The 15,521-nt window shown below is 44.7% G+C and carries 15 protein-coding genes; 10 read left to right on the forward strand and 5 right to left on the reverse strand.

Going from position 1 to position 15,521, the window contains the following annotated elements:
* Window positions 1–242 (forward strand): transposase (locus L1D11_RS18765; protein ID WP_239834706.1); only part of this gene is annotated, 242 nt, incomplete at its 5' end.
* A gap of 375 nt (window positions 243–617) precedes the next feature.
* Entirely contained in the window at window positions 618–2,489 is a 1,872-nt protein-coding gene (locus L1D11_RS18770; protein WP_239834716.1) for a methyl-accepting chemotaxis protein, read from the forward strand.
* A 101-nt stretch (window positions 2,490–2,590) separates the two neighbouring features.
* Here L1D11_RS18770 and L1D11_RS18775 read toward each other — a convergent pair whose 3' ends face one another.
* Complete coding sequence (locus L1D11_RS18775) at window positions 2,591–3,997, reverse strand: alpha-amylase family glycosyl hydrolase (protein WP_239834717.1); 1,407 nt, start codon at window positions 3,995–3,997, stop codon at window positions 2,591–2,593.
* A gap of 268 nt (window positions 3,998–4,265) precedes the next feature.
* Window positions 4,266–4,589 carry a peptidylprolyl isomerase PpiC gene (gene ppiC, locus L1D11_RS18780; RefSeq protein WP_275666018.1) on the reverse strand — a complete coding sequence of 108 codons (324 nt, stop codon included), beginning with the start codon at window positions 4,587–4,589 and terminating at the stop codon, window positions 4,266–4,268.
* A gap of 169 nt (window positions 4,590–4,758) precedes the next feature.
* Here ppiC and L1D11_RS18785 point away from each other — a divergent pair, with 169 nt between their 5' ends.
* On the forward strand, window positions 4,759–5,673 hold the full coding sequence (locus L1D11_RS18785) for a chemotaxis protein (RefSeq protein ID WP_239833999.1): 915 nt from the start codon (window positions 4,759–4,761) through the stop codon (window positions 5,671–5,673).
* Window positions 5,674–5,763: 90 nt separating this feature from the next.
* On the opposite strand, the gene L1D11_RS18790 is transcribed toward L1D11_RS18785, so the two are convergent.
* Window positions 5,764–6,324, reverse strand: coding sequence for an ATP:cob(I)alamin adenosyltransferase (locus L1D11_RS18790; RefSeq protein ID WP_239833998.1), 561 nt, complete (start codon window positions 6,322–6,324; stop codon window positions 5,764–5,766).
* Window positions 6,325–6,673: 349 nt separating this feature from the next.
* On the opposite strand from L1D11_RS18790, the gene L1D11_RS18795 reads away from it, so the two are divergent.
* The 6 genes from L1D11_RS18795 to L1D11_RS18820 all read left to right on the forward strand — a co-directional run bounded on the left by L1D11_RS18795 (window position 6,674) and on the right by L1D11_RS18820 (window position 12,942).
* A complete protein-coding gene (locus L1D11_RS18795) occupies window positions 6,674–7,966 on the forward strand; it encodes an extracellular solute-binding protein (RefSeq protein ID WP_239833997.1) in 1,293 nt (430 codons plus the stop codon).
* 241 nt (window positions 7,967–8,207) lie between these two features.
* Window positions 8,208–9,089: an ABC transporter permease subunit gene (locus L1D11_RS18800; RefSeq protein ID WP_239833996.1), complete on the forward strand. Its 882-nt coding sequence runs from the start codon at window positions 8,208–8,210 to the stop codon at window positions 9,087–9,089.
* Window positions 9,090–9,127: 38 nt separating this feature from the next.
* Window positions 9,128–9,970, forward strand: a complete 843-nt coding sequence (ugpE, locus tag L1D11_RS18805; protein ID WP_239833995.1) for a sn-glycerol-3-phosphate ABC transporter permease UgpE — start codon at window positions 9,128–9,130, stop codon at window positions 9,968–9,970.
* A complete protein-coding gene (ugpC, locus tag L1D11_RS18810) occupies window positions 9,960–11,270 on the forward strand; it encodes a sn-glycerol-3-phosphate ABC transporter ATP-binding protein UgpC (RefSeq protein WP_239833994.1) in 1,311 nt (436 codons plus the stop codon). Before ugpE ends, ugpC begins: the two co-directional genes overlap by 11 nt.
* 55 nt (window positions 11,271–11,325) lie before the next feature.
* A complete protein-coding gene (locus tag L1D11_RS18815; protein ID WP_239833993.1) occupies window positions 11,326–12,045 on the forward strand; it encodes a glycerophosphodiester phosphodiesterase family protein in 720 nt (239 codons plus the stop codon).
* A gap of 159 nt (window positions 12,046–12,204) precedes the next feature.
* A complete protein-coding gene (locus L1D11_RS18820; RefSeq protein WP_239833992.1) occupies window positions 12,205–12,942 on the forward strand; it encodes a sulfite exporter TauE/SafE family protein in 738 nt (245 codons plus the stop codon).
* A 92-nt stretch (window positions 12,943–13,034) separates the two neighbouring features.
* Here the strand turns inward: L1D11_RS18820 and L1D11_RS18825 are convergent, their stop codons facing one another.
* Together L1D11_RS18825 and L1D11_RS18830 are read right to left on the reverse strand one after the other, a co-directional pair.
* On the reverse strand, window positions 13,035–13,694 hold the full coding sequence (locus L1D11_RS18825) for a L,D-transpeptidase family protein (RefSeq protein WP_239833991.1): 660 nt from the start codon (window positions 13,692–13,694) through the stop codon (window positions 13,035–13,037).
* Between the two features lie 2 nt (window positions 13,695–13,696).
* Window positions 13,697–14,179 carry a GNAT family N-acetyltransferase gene (locus tag L1D11_RS18830; RefSeq protein ID WP_239833990.1) on the reverse strand — a complete coding sequence of 161 codons (483 nt, stop codon included), beginning with the start codon at window positions 14,177–14,179 and terminating at the stop codon, window positions 13,697–13,699.
* A 202-nt stretch (window positions 14,180–14,381) separates the two neighbouring features.
* On the opposite strand from L1D11_RS18830, the gene L1D11_RS18835 reads away from it, so the two are divergent.
* Window positions 14,382–15,362 (forward strand): Gfo/Idh/MocA family oxidoreductase, encoded by a 981-nt coding sequence (locus L1D11_RS18835; RefSeq protein ID WP_239833989.1) that lies wholly within the window; start codon window positions 14,382–14,384, stop codon window positions 15,360–15,362.
* The last annotated feature ends 159 nt before the right edge of the window (window positions 15,363–15,521 follow it).

Consider the following 15,521-nt stretch of genomic DNA (forward strand, 5'->3'; position numbering starts at 1 on the left):
TCTGGGAGGTGTGGTGGGCACAAGTACAGGAGAGTGGAATTAAGCCATTGCAAGAGTTCGCACGAAAACTGAGTCCTTATCTTCACGGCATTATCGCATCGGCAAGTTATCCGCTTAACACCTGCACATTGGAAGGGATAAACAACAAGATAAAACTAATCAAGCGAATGGGATATGGGTATCGAGATACAGACTACTTCTTCTTGAAGATAAAAGCGGCTTTCCCCGGAAAGCCGCGATGAACCTTTTATTTACCCAAAATATGGGAAAATTATAAATTCAAGCCAATTTATGTTTAAAAATGGCATATCATTTAAGTTCATATCTTTTCTCTAAGCTCCCTCCTCTATATAGAAAACAAAGTGCATAAAGGTAAAATTAATACATTTTTAATTTCACCTTAAAGTCCGAAACTTCTAATTCGTCAACTCATTGAAGCAATTACTAAAAGTAACAAATATGTGATTTAGTAAATTTTGCATTGTTTAGGTTGTTGTATTTTTGTGGTCTATTTTGTGAAATTACATTCAAGTAAATTTCCATCTTGTCGATATATATAAATACAAACACACGATTAACTTTAGTCTTCGCAAAGCCTGTGAGAAGGGGGAAACTCAATGAAATTTAGCCATAAGGTGGTTGCTGCATCATCAACTTTGCTGCTAGTGACAGTATCATTGCTTTCAATACAACAACTTTACACTGTGAGAAGTGCTGTACAAAACAACGTTAATGCGAGCCTAGAAGAAATGGTATCAGGTGTTAAAAACACCGTGGTATCAGAAATGAACGCTAAAAAAGCATTGGCGCAATCGACGACTGAAGTCATCGAGATAAATCCTCAAGATCGTACTTACGTTAAAACTATTCTAGAAAAACCAAAACTGAAAAACAGCTTTCTAGCGGTTGGTTTTGGCTATGAAGCGAACGGTTTCGTCATTGAGAATGATGATGGTTGGGAAGCGGGTCCTGATTACGACCCACGCATTCGCCCTTGGTATATTGATGCTAAATCCAAAAACAGTTTAGTTGTTACCGCTCCTTATGTGGACGCATCAAGCAAGAAGGTGATCATCTCGGTTGGTACTCCAGTTAAAGACAAAGGCCGCTTCACTGCAGGTATGTTCTACGATTTGGAATTAACCAAGCTGGCAACATTGGTCAACCAAGTAAACCTGTTTGATGCAGGCTACCTATTCCTTGTGACTGCTGATGGTACAACGATCGCTCACCCGAACGCGAAAAACAACGGTGAAATCCTTTCAAGCTACATGCCACAAGCAACCATTCGTGAAGGTTCTCAAGAGATCGAAGTCGACGGTAAGATGTTCCTAGTGAACTTCACTCATATCCCAACTGAAGATTGGTACATCGGTGCCATCCTTGATGAAGAGATCGCTTACCAAACGGTCGAAGACTTGAAAAACAACTCAATGATCTACTCTTTGATCGCTGTGATTCTTAGTATCGTTGCACTAACGGTTCTGATCCGTGTGCTAATCCGCCCACTGGATGCTCTTAACCAAGCTATTCAAGACGTGGCCAGTGGACAAGGAGACCTGACTAAGCGTCTAGATACCAACACAGACACAGAGTTCTCTGACTTAGCAAAGGGCTTCAATGCCTTTATGGAAAACCTACAAAATCAAATCATTCAATCGAAGGCGATTGGTGTGGAGATTAAACGCGGCACTGAAATCACAGTAAGAGGTGCTGGTAAATCAGCAAGCGCGATGAACACGCAACTGCAAGAGCTAGAGCAACTAGCAACCGCAATGAATGAGATGGCAGTAACCGCAACAGAAGTTGCCAACAATGCTCAAGTTGCAGCGGCTGCGGCTCGTGAAGCGGACGAGGCTACATTAGACGGCACATCGGTCGTAAGTGAAACGACTCAAGCGATTGATAACCTATCTGAGCGTATCGACCGAGCCGTTGCTGAAGTACAAGTTCTAGAATCAGCAACAGCTAACATCGAAATGATTCTTAAGGTCATTAACGATATCGCGGACCAAACCAACCTATTGGCACTAAACGCAGCGATCGAGGCAGCACGTGCGGGTGAATCTGGTCGTGGTTTTGCTGTCGTAGCAGATGAAGTTCGTACTCTGGCGCAGCGCACTCAAGAGTCGACCACTGAAATCCGCAACATGATTGAGCAACTTCAAGCCGGTGCAAGTTCAGTATCGAACGCGATGAACCAAAGTAAAGACACAGCTACTGACGCCGTTGAACGAGCTCAACAAGCCAACTCTTCGCTAGATCGTATCCGTGACGCCATTCAACGCATTTCTGATATGAACATTCAGATTTCATCAGCAGCAGAAGAGCAGAGCTTAGTGGCAGAAGAGATCAACAACAACACAGTTAAGATCAAGGACCTTTCAACACAAGTGTCTACTGCAGCTCAAGAAGCAAATGCCGCGATGCAAGTCCAAACCGACAACGTTCGCCAACAAGACGAACTACTGAACAAGTTCACGGTGTAATAGCTTTTAGCAACTAGATTCTTAGCTTCACATTAAAAAGGCCCGCTTACTCAAACGAGTAGGCGGGCCTTTCTTTTAATCTTTTTCTTAAAGTGGGTCGATTAACTGTTCGCAGGCTCGGGGTCATTGGTTGTCAGCATCATGCATTGGTTGGATTCAACCTTGATAGTTACTTTGTTATCAATGCAATCAATCACATTACCAGACAGCAAGTCCGTTACTGCCCCAGGCCAAGAGAGTGATGCCGTTTTACTTCTCTTAGACTTATTGATCACTACAATACCTTTGTCTCCACGAACAAACACCATCAAGTCATCATTTGCTTCAACCACACGCATCGCTTCACCATGAACATGGTTATGGAATTGAATCATGCTTTTCATGTAATGCGCTTGCCAATCATTGAGCCAACGAGGTTGGCCATGTTGATCCAGAATACCACTGGTGCCCAGCTCACTGTAAATAAGAGGCACACCACCATCACGACCAAGAATGAAAGCGTGAGCAAGGCGTTCATCAACTTCATCCATGATATGTTCCAAGAACACATCATTGTTTGGGATATCATGGGTCACAGCAAAGGTAATGGCTCTCATGTTCGATAGAGCTTGGCCAAAACAGTAAGGGTTGATCAAAGACTTAAAACTGCCCTGCTCTTCAAACGCCCTATAGATAGTATTAAACAGTGGAAAGTCATAAGCGCCTAAACGAGTATGCTTTAGGTAGGGCTCAAGGAATAGTTGGTACTCTTCCTCTGTCGCGCCACCATCAGTGATAATTTCACCAAAGATATGCATTTCTTCACAGATATCATCCGTCCACACTTTTCTCAGGTGTGACAGTGTCATGTGTTTTGCTGCATCGATACGAAAACCTTTCACACCAATCGCTTTTAGAGCCTTTAAATACGTTCGCTGCAGGGCGACCACATTGTCGTTGTCGAGCAGTGTTGGTAGGCCCGGATCACTGGCTCCCCCTGTGATGCGTCCGTTTTGAACTTCCCACGTGTCTTTCCAATTTTTGATGCCGAACGCTTCTACAAAGTCATTTTCATCAAAAAGTGGCTTAGACAGATCACCAAACAAACGTATTGATTCATAGTATTCAGGATCATTTTGATATGACGTCAGATCTTGTGCGTTTGGATACGTTAAATCGCTGCGGATACTAGATTCATTCGCCATATGGTTGAATACCACATCGACATAAGTTCGAAGGCCGTGCTGCTTTAGCGTCTTCACCATAGCGATAAAATCGAGCGTATCACCGAGCTGGTTATCAATCATACGATAGTCTTGTGGCTGATAACGTTGCCACCACTGAGTTCGAGATGCTCGACCGCTACCTTTAGGGGCGCGTAGTGATTTCATCGCTGGTGAAACTAAAACCGATTTATATCCCAACTCCCGAATCAGTGGGGCGTTCTTCATTACGTCAGCATAGCACCAGTCAAAAGCGTGCAAGATAACATCTGTCGCTGGGTTGCTTAACATAACTGAACTCTCCATGTTGTTCTCCTACCAAACTCGTTTACAGCTTTCTAGATAAGGCAAAGCTGTTTAAATGTCCTCAAGAATGGCATTTATTATATGAGTTACTCATTAAAACCCCTCCTCCTCCTACCAATTACTCGCGGTGGATGATGAAGGGCGTAGCATTAATTATCGCATAGCGTCTGGGATGAACACTCAGCCATAATCCAATTGAATTTATCAAAAAGTCACAAAAAAGGAGCGACTATACGCTCCTTTTATTCCATCTAATACATATCTTACACTAGGTTCTGTAAAGAACCTTAACCACGTGCCAACCAAATTTCGTTTTAACAAGATGCGGTACCAGCGTCTCGCCAGAGAAACAAACCTTATCAAACTGAGGCACCATCTGCCCTTTACGAAACTCACCTAAATCGCCGCCCTTTTTACCAGATGGACACGTTGAGTACTTCTTCGCTAGTGTCTGAAACTTAGCGCCTTTTTTAAGCTGCTTGATGATCTCTTCTGCTTGTTCTTTATGCTTCACCAAAATATGAAGCGCTGCTGCTGTTCTTGCCATGATAACTCTCAGTTTGTTGCAGTCTGCTTGCCGACTTACTTTCATCGACAGCGAGTATTTAGCGTGATTTTAACCCAAGCGCTACCATTCTTCACTCTATAACCGAAAACAGCCACCTTAAACCCCCTAAAAACCGTATAGTTACTTGCCGCGGCTTTTATTTACCTTTAAATTATTCTTTATAAATTAAGAGTGTAGTAAATAGGAGCCAATTATGGCCAAACCGATCAGTAAAGCGAGTCAGTCACAGGGAATGTTGATGTTCAAATTGTCCCTCACTCAAAGTTTTGCGATTGGCACGCTTAAAGTCAGGGAAATCGTTCCTTTTCAACCGATGACCCAAATCCCCTACTCTCACCACCATGTGATTGGCACCGTGACTATTCGCGAGCTTACGGTTCCAGTGATTGATATGTCTGCTGCGATTGGCTTTCGCCCGATCACTCCCGCTGAGTACAATGACTGTTTGCTCATCGTGACTGATTGTTTAAGAACGGTCGTGGCATTCTTGGTTCGCTCTATAGATAAAATCATTGAATGTGATTGGAAGAGTATTGAATCGCCGCCAGCGAGTGTAGGCCGCAATGTATTTGTGACAGGCATTACGCGCTTTGAAGATCGTATCGTGCAAATGCTCGATGTCGAACTACTGCTCTCTAAGATCTACCCTGATTACGAGAACGCGCATATTCCGATGCTGACCGATGTAGAAAGGGAACGCCTCAAAGCGCTGAACATCTTATTGGTGGATGACTCTTTGATTGCGCGTAAGCAGCTATCTGATGCTCTAGACAGCATCAACATTCCTTACAGTATTTGTAACAACGGATTGGATGCAATCGATCTGATGAGACGCCAAGCTAGCGCCGGCAATGCAGTCGACCTGTTAGTGAGCGATATTGAGATGCCAGGACTCGATGGCTACGAGCTTGCGTTTGAGGTTCAAAATGACAGCGCACTAAGCCATGCTTACTGTATTTTGCATACCTCACTATCAAGTGAGATATGTGTTGACCGTGCGAATCAGGTAGGTGCCCACGAAGCGCTTGAGAAATTCAATGCCGGTGAATTAATCGAAGCCATGCAGCGTGGCGCAAAAGTCTTAAACGACGCCTCGACGACCGCTTAAACTCTATCTTAGATAGCTAAACCACATGCTTAATGGTTTAGCTTGGAAACTTCTTAGACTTTCATCGATTAATCAGAACAGGACTAAACGTTAGTCTTTCTTTTTAGGCATCGAGCTTTTTGGCATAGAATAGCTCTTACTCACAAACTCCACTTCCTCAACCTCATTGATATGATTGGTATAAGACGCCAAGGCATACAGAGTGTTCGCGACTAAGTTAGCGTATTTAAAAAGAATCGGATCCGGTGACTTTTTGCTTTCATGGTGCTCAATGCTCACCAAAGCTCGCACCACTTTCTTAGCCTGACAACGACACATGTGAAGCTCGCTTGACACTCGATTCCCACCAGGTAATACGAAACCTTTAAAACCACCTTGTAGCTGCTCACGGATACGGTGGTAATCTTGCTTGAGCTCGATCAATTCAGATTCGGTGATGGCGAGCTTACCGCGCACAGAACCATTCAGGTGATAGATGTTTGGCTGCAAACGTTGCAGGATCTCACGCACCTGAGGCTCCAAATCTAAAGACAACACCAACCCAACTCGGCAACATAGTTCATCCGACAAAATCTCAAAATCACAAATAGGACTGTCTTCATAGATGAATGGGTAACAGAACTCGTCCCAATCTCGACTTACTGGTTTCACGCAACAACCCTTAAACTTGAAATAATCTGACATCAATATACCAAACTCTTTGGTTTAGTCTGTTTTTTCGCATATCAAACTCCCGTGTATCGACAAGGCTCTCCAACGTCACAACGACAATGTCTTGATACAAAAAAGTACATCTTAAAAACCGAACATGTAAAACATCAAAACCATCAATAACTTTTCTCTTAAATAAAATCGAAATGAATCTTTCACATCACTGAAACGGTTTAGCCACGTAAGTGAAATACGCACTATTCAAGATAGCTTCAAACGATACCCCTACCGTCTCGTTAACACTCTAATTCAAGACCTCGATATCGATTTCATCCAAAAGGAAACGAAGATGAATAAGCTAATTTTGGCAGGCGTTCTGTCAGCGACAGCGGCAATGCCCGCGTTCGCAACAACTCAAGTCACTTGGTGGCACGCAATGGGCGGTCAGCTTGGAGAAACAGTAAACAAAATTGCGACCGACTTTAATGCGTCACAAGATGATTACGAGATCACGCCAATCTACAAAGGTTCATACACCGAGACCTTAACAGCGGGTATCGCGGCATACCGCGCAGGTGAAGCACCCAATATTCTGCAAGTATTCGATGCTGGCGCGGCAACCATCATGAACGCGAAGGGCGTCGCGAAACCGGTACAGGATATTCTGGTGGAGTCGGGCTACAGCTTTAATTCGAACGACTACCTCGCGGGCGTTCGTAACTTCTATGCCGACAACCAAGGCAAGATGGTCGGTATGCCTTTCAACAGCTCGACACCGGTTCTTTACTACAACAAAGACCTTCTGGCGGAAGTGGGGGCAGAAGCACCTAAAACTTATGAAGAATTAGAAGTGGTGGCTAAGAAACTGAAGGCAGAAGACCACATCGCGTTTTCTCAATCTCTGACGCCGTGGATCATGTTCGAGAACTTTAAATCTCGCCACAACCTACCGGTCGCTGACCAAAACAACGGCTACGATGGCCTATCCACTAAGCTAATGTTCAACACCAAAGACATGATGATGCACGTTAGCAAGATGAAAGAGTGGTCCGATCTAGGTTACTACAAGTATTACGGCAGCGATTGGGATGCAAACCAAACACCGTTCGAGCGCCAAGAAGTGGCGATGTGGATGGGTTCTTCAGGTTCATTCGGTGGCTTACGTAACCGCGTACCTTTCGAACTCGGCACCACATACCTCCCATACTGGAAATCAGTTAACCCGGACGCAGGCTTAACCTTCATTGGTGGTGCAGCTCTGTTTGCACTCAATGGCCATGACCAACAACAAGACAAAGGTGTGGCAGCGTTCTTTGATTACCTGACTAAGCCTGAAACTCAAGTCTACTGGCATAAAACAACAGGTTATGTACCTGTAACGAACGCTGCATATGAACTAGCCAAAGAGTCTGGCTACTACAAAGAACAGCCAGACGCAGAAGTGGGCGTAAAGCAGCTAAGCCTCAAATCAGGCACGTGGACTAAAGGCTACCGCTTGGGTTACTACCCACAAATTCGTGAAGTGATGCATCGTGAGTTTGACAATATCTTCGCCGACCGCTCTAGCGTCGAGAACAGCCTAGACAAGGTTGAAGATGAAAGCAGCAAACTACTAAAACGTTTCGCTCGCACCATGAACTAATTCTGCTTTTTAGCTAAAGCATATAATTGAACTAAAGGCTTAACAAACCAAAGCAGTTCATCGCTCCTCACAACTTGTCAAAACCTCGATCAAAGAGCGTGATGGCAAAGTGTGAGGAGATTCTTCATTAGCGCCATTTCTTGCTCCAACAACGATAACTCAACGGGATGCATACCTTGATACCGCGCTAGGATTTAGGTCGCTAATAGTGGCCACTGTAACTATTTTTAGGGATTACCCTGTGGAACGACGTCAGCAATTCTTTCACTCTCCGCTGCCTTACCTATTTTTGGCGCCTCAGATACTCATCATTGCCGTTTTCTTTATCTACCCAGCGACAAAGGCAGTATACCTGTCTTTTATGTTAGAAGACCCTTGGGGCACCTCTTCCATCTTCGTGTGGTTTGAGAACTATCAAATGCTATTCGAATCGAGCGAGTATCTGAACTCGATTGGCTTCACCTTAATGTTCGCCATCGTAGTCTCTTTCTTATCGCTTGCCTTAGCGCTGCTGCTCGCAGTGAAAGCCGACAACATCATTCACGGACAAGGCGCTTACAAGGTTACTCTCACTTGGGTTTATGCGGTTGCACCCGCGATAGCAGGCGTTATCGGCGCTTTCTTGTTTAACCCGAACATTGGTGTATTTACCGAGTTGTTTGCCGTTGTGGGTTGGGACTTCAGCTTCCAAACCGATCCTGTAGATGCCACGTTTGCTCTGATTTTGGTTTCAGTGTGGAAACAAGTTTCGGTGAATTTCATCTACTTTCTGGCAGGGCTTCAATCTATCTCTTACGCGGTAAAAGAAGCGGCAATACTCGACTGTATCAGCGACTCGAAACGTTTTTGGACTATCACCTTCCCGTTACTCGCGCCCACTGGATTTTTCCTACTGGTCATCAACCTTACCTACTCGTTCTTTGAAACCTTTGGCGTGATAGACACCATGACTAATGGCGGCCCAGGTGGCGGCACGACTTCGTTAGTGTACAAGGTCTATCGAGATGGGTTTGTTGGCGCAGATTTAGGCGGCAGTTCTGCACAATCTGTTGTGTTGTTACTACTGGTACTCACTCTCACATTTATTCAGTTTCGCGTTGTAGAAAAGCGTGTTCACTACTAGCCCATCACTGTTAGAACTGAACGCGACAGGAGTTATTTATGAAAAGTAATAAGGTATCAGACCATCTAATTTTAATTGCTGGGATGCTGTTTATGTTGGTCCCTATCTGGCTGATCTTCGCCAGCTCGACGCATAACCCAAACACCATTGTCAGCGATGGCTTGCAATGGTTACCGGGCGATAACTTTACAGCCATTTATAGCGAAGCTTGGAACAAAAGCATGGGCTTCAGTGGTGAAGTCACCGCTAGCAAAATGATCGCCAATTCGATGATCATGGGACTAGGTTTTGCGATCGGTAAGATCATCATTTCGATGATGGCCGCGTTTGCTTTGGTCTACTTCAGGCTACCTTACGCCACAGCTTGGTTTTGGCTGATTTTCGTAACCCTGCTGTTGCCACTAGAGGTTCGTATTATCCCATCTTATGAAGTGGTTGCAGGGCTTGGCCTGCTTAATAGCTACACAGGTTTAATTCTCCCTCTGATCGCCTCAGCCACCGCAACCTTCTTTTTTAGACAGTTCTTCAAAACCATCCCCGATGAATTATTAGAAGCTGCACAGTTAGATAACGCAGGTCCGTTTCGATTCTTTGTCGACATCTTACTGCCACTGTCTAAAGCCATGATCGCCGCGATCTTCATCATCATGTTTGTGGTGGGTTGGAACCAATATCTGTGGCCAATCATGATGACCACGGACGAAGGCTACAACACCATCGTGATGGGCATCAAACACGTACTCAACAACATCAATGAAACAAGTTTACCTCGCTACGACTATGTTTTTGCCATGGTGATTTTAGCGATGTTACCGCCTGTTTTAGTAGTGGTGGTATTTCAGCGTTGGTTTGTAAAAGGGCTAGTAGAAAGTGAAAAATAATAACGACACAACTCAAATGAACAATAACCGCATTCAATCACTCAATGAGTGCAAGACATCTCACCTGCCTTCTCACCAAGCTACCCACGAAAATACAGAGGACACCCCGATGCCAAACCTAAAGCAGACGCTAGCGCACAACCAAGCCACTCACAATAATACGCGTAAAGCTCCCACCATGTTGGGTATCAAAAACTTGGTCAAGACGTATGAAAACGGCCATCAAGCCGTCAAAGGAGTCTCTCTTGATATCGATAAGGGTGAATTCTTAGTGTTAGTGGGCCCTTCTGGTTGTGGCAAGTCTTCTATTTTGCGTTCCATTGCGGGCTTAGAAAGCATCTCTGGTGGCGAAATACACTTAGGTGGTCGCCGTGTTGATAACGAAAAGCCAGCTCTACGTGATATCGCCATGGTCTTTCAAAATTACGCACTCTACCCTCACATGACGGCGTACAACAACCTGGCTTATGGGTTAAAAAACCGAGGTATCAGTCAGCACGTGATTGAAGAGAAAATAGAGAAAGTCGCCAAGACACTGAAAATCGAAGAATACCTAGACCGTAAGCCAGCCAAGCTTTCAGGTGGCCAGCGTCAGCGTGTTGCAATGGGTCGAGCGATCGTTCGCGACCCTCAACTTTTCCTGTTTGATGAGCCTTTATCTAACCTAGATGCCTCACTGCGTGCTCATATGAGATTGGAAATCAAAAAGCTGCAACGCGAACTCGGTGTAACCAGTGTTTACGTCACTCATGACCAAGTCGAAGCCATGACACTGGCAGATAGAATTGTGGTTCTCAACAAAGGCCAGATAGAACAGGTCGGGACGCCAAGAGAGGTTTACCACCAGCCTGCCAGTACCTTTGTGGCAAGCTTCATTGGCAGCCCAGCGATGAACTTCTTATCTGCCACGCTCGATGATGGCTACCTTGAAATCGGCGATCAACAAATGTACCTACCAGAATACGCGCACGTTAAGGACGCGACCATCACGCTTGGTATTCGCCCTGAGCACTCAGAAATTGGTTCGGAACTAATGATGAACATCTTGCCGCTGGAATTACGTATCAGCGTGGTTGAGCCGTTAGGCCCGAATCAATTAGTTCATGGCTTTGTGAACGAACAACCCTTTATTGCAGTCACACCCGAAACAACTTTGTGCCAAGCTGTCCCCCTCGGTCTAAGCATCGATAAATCCAACCTGCATATTTTTGACAGTCGTGGGAAGCGTATTCACCCAAATAACTTTACTTCACAAGAGTCACGCGAAGAGGTAACAAGCTTAACGACGGCTCTCGCTTAATCGAGTACACTGATATTTAATGCGTTTTTACGGTGCGTTTAAGAAGGATTAAGTTATGTCGTCTATCATCGTAGGTCACCGTGGTGTTGCAGGTACTCACCCAGAAAACACCAAAGCAAGTATTGAACAAGCGGCGAAACTCGGCTTGAAATGGATTGAAGTAGATATTCAGCCTACTCAGGATGATCAACTTGTGGTTTGCCACGACCATACGCTTGAGCGCTGCAGCGATGGCAAAGGTCGTGTCGACGAACATACCCTTGCAGAACTGCGTCAGCTTGATTTTGGCCGTTGGAAGTCTCAGCAGTTCGCTGGTGAAAGAATATTGACGTTAGAAGAGTTGCTCGCGCTTGTTGAGCAGCATGATCTCAGCGTCAACTTAGAGGTCAAAGTCGACAGTCGACATCAAGCGCCTCATGTCGTTGATTTGCTGCATACCGAGTTGATTCGCTCAAATCTAGACACCGATAAGGTCTTACTTTCGAGCTTCAGCCATAAGGTGGTTGCTGAAATGGCTCGTCATTTACCGAGATATCGAGTGGGAGTAATCACGGATCAACTGACTCAAGATGATCTTATGCTCATCAATGAAGTCAAAGCGTTCAGCTGTCACATGAACTATGAACACCTTGATCAGAGCGATCTTGACACACTCAACGAAGCGAACATTCAAACATGGTGCTACACCGTAAACGATCCGTCTCGCTTCGAATTTCTCTCAAATGTGGACGCGGTATTCACTGACTTCCCAAATAAATTCAGCTCGATAAATTGACTTAACAAATACTATAAAAGTCACCCTGAGAGACTTTAAAATTAACCTCTAGAAACCTCAAAATTAGGTAGCAAACACAAGTGAGTAGGAGTACATTCCGCTGCTCACTTGGTTTCATCAGCTCGCTCTATTTAGACAGCTTCATTGGTCACTTAATTTATGGATCTCATTTTTAGTCCAACTTTCCCAATTTTGGGTGCAATCTTCATTTTCGCCGCTATTGTTCGTGGCTTCTCAGGTTTCGGTTTCACTTTAGTGGCATTGCCATTAAGTGCTTTATTCGTGCCTGTTATCGAACTGGTACCCGTGTTTATGCTTATCGACCTACTCGGTAATGTTCAGTTGCTGCCCAAGGTAAGAAAACACGTTAATTGGCGCTGGGTTTCAAAGATATTGATCCCTTGCCTTACCTTCACTCCGGTCGGCTTACTTCTGCTCAAGTCTGTTAGCCAAGACACAATAATTTTGATCATCAGTGCCTTCATTTTTACGTCTGCACTTGTGATCTACAAAGGGTTCCAGTACAAAAGCGAACCTAGAGTTGCTCCTTATATTCTGGGCAGTCTTGCAGGGATAATGAACGGCGCGGCTTCAATGTCAGGGCCTCCAATTGGCACTCATGCATTGGCAAGCCCTGTCGCTCCGCACATTGCCAGAGCAGGCCTGATAGCATTCTTTGTATTGGCGGATTCCACTGCGTTTGTTTCGGCATCTATCGCTGGGTTAGTCGACCGTGATGTAGTGTGGCTGACTCTCGCGCTCCTACCAAGTAGCATGTTTGGCGGTTATGTCGGTTCTAAACTGTTCGAAAACTTTGGCGGGGCGAAGTTTAAGCCAGTCACCATTGCACTGCTCATCGTAATTGCGATATTCAGTGCAGGTCGAGTCTTACTGTAACTGGCTTTAGTGGTTGACTTTGGAAGTTGCTTTTACGCATTAACTGCGTGAATTGATTCCGGAAAGTGATTAAGAAAATTGGGTGCCCATCACTACCATTCAATATGGATAGGGGTACCCATTTTTACGAGTTGAATGAACTCATCCATATCTTGATTGGTTAATGCAATACAACCATCCGTCCAATCAAAGCTTTGAATAAAGCTCGGTGAACGGCGCTCACCATTTTTAATACCGTGGATCTTTATGTTCCCTCCAGGGTCGACACCATTTTCTTCAGCCCACTGCATATCCGAAAGTTGCGGGTAGCTGATATGCACCGAACGGTGAAAATCCGATTGTTCCATCACATAATCGAGTTGGTATTTCCCTTCAGGTGTTCGGTTGTCTCCTTCAAAACGTTTATGCCCTTTCGGTTGTTTGCCTAACGCAATACGAAACTCCTGAATCACCTCATCCCCTTTAAGTAGATACATTCTGCGTTTCGATTTATCGACTTTCACTAAAGTGACCACTTGAAGCTGAGGACCAATTTCAGAAAAGGAATCTGGCGCCATATAAGGTTCTAATAATGAGGTTTGAACAGAAGCTTTAGGTAAACGTTGCGATGAGCCTTGCGCCATCTGAGTCATTTGAATGGATATATCCTCACCCAGAGCGTCAGAGCCTATTTTATCAACGACGACCATCTCTGCGTGTGCGAGCGTAACCATCAAAAATAAACACAGTGATAAAGGTAAAAACGGACGCACCCTTACATCTCCATAAAACGCATCGACATGATTCGAGACTGAGTTTCCATTCCTAGAGACTCATAAAAGCTCTGAGCTTGTTGATTGAACTCCATCACTTCTAATCTTAATTCAATCGCGCCCTGAGCTTGCGCCCATTGATTAAATGACTTCATCAGTGCTCGGCCAACACCCTTACACTGAATTTGGTCACTCACCACAATCGTATTCACTCTTGCCACCTTGTGAGACTGGATAAAGCTCACACCTTTGTTCTGCGTTACCTTACCCGCAAGAAAGCCAATCACTTCATCCTGTTCAACAACGACAAAGAAGGCCCCTGCCGGGTCAATCATTAAGCCCAACCAGTACTCCTCACTGTCTGCATTGCTCTGTGATGGAGGCGCGAAAACCATAGGCGCACCAAGATGATGTTGACGATTTATCTGATCAGAGAGCGCTAAAATCGCGTTAATGTCAGTTACCTTCGCAGTCCGAATTTGCATATCATCACCTAGTTTGAATTCAATAACACCTTAGCAAAAATGCCTTAAATATGCACCGTCCCTCGGGGCGACTCAGCCCTTCGATGGAAGATTACCTTTAATATTAGGCACTAAGTTTAAGGAAATTGTTTCGCAAATCTCGAACACAACACCCACCTTAGAGTGCTACTATCTTCGCAGACCCTAAGTATCGGATGCCACTATGATTAAGTTCGCTGTAATTGGAACCAATTGGATTACACAAAAGTTTGTTCAAGCTGCTCACGAATCTCAATCGATGCAACTTGCTGCGGTTTACTCTCGAAACCTAGACAGCGCGGTACAGTTCGCTCAAGAATTTGACGTTGAAACAACTTATGATTCACTCGACGCATTGGCAAATGACAAAACTGTTGAAGCCGTGTACATCGCTTCACCAAACTCGCTGCATTGCGAGCAATCTATCTTCATGATGGAAAACGGCAAGCATGTCATCTGTGAGAAGCCTGTCGCATCGAATATTGATGAAGCAACCCGAATGTTTGAGGTTGCTCAGCAAAACGGTGTAGTGTTGTTTGAGGCGTATAAATCTCAATTCCTACCGAACTTTAAGCAAGTTCAACTTGGGTTAGAAAAGATTGGCAAGGTACATAAGGCACACATCAATTACTGCCAATATTCATCGCGCTACCAAAAATACCTAAACGGTGAGAACCCAAACACCTTCAATCCTGCTTTTTCTAACGGCTCATTAGTCGATATTGGCTTCTACTGTGTTGCCGCGACAGTCGCGCTATTTGGCAAACCCAAAAATGCACAGGCTTCTGCAAAGCTACTTGATTCCGGTGTGGATGCGCATGGTTGTGCGATCTTCCAGTATCCTGAGTTTGACGTGACGCTTGCTCACTCCAAAGTCAGCGACTCTTACGCACCAAGCGAGATCCAAGGCGAGCAAGGAGCAATCATCATCGATCACATCGCTGAATGTACTGATGTTAAGATCCGCTACCGTGATGGCAGCATTGAAAACCTCACTCAAGCACAAAGCGAGAACTCAATGAGTTATGAGGCACAAGGCTTTGTAAGCTGCATTGAGGGTGATAAAGAAACTCAAGCTCACGCCCAACAACGCGCTTTAACTGTTGCCAAGTTAATTACAGAGATGCGTCAGCAAGTCGGTGTCGTTTATCCAGCCGATAAATAACATCACTGCTAGGGTAACCAGCTGATTTTTAATAAATACCGATTTATGCATAACTAAATTTAATCTTTACGACAAACAACCGGATTAGTCGATTGGGGTACCATCTGTTTAAATCCGCGTTCGATATCTATCGTATTAATTTAATTTATTGAAGGTGTG

This window comes from Vibrio sp. Isolate32 (genome assembly GCF_022397955.1).
GTDB lineage: Bacteria > Pseudomonadota > Gammaproteobacteria > Enterobacterales > Vibrionaceae > Vibrio.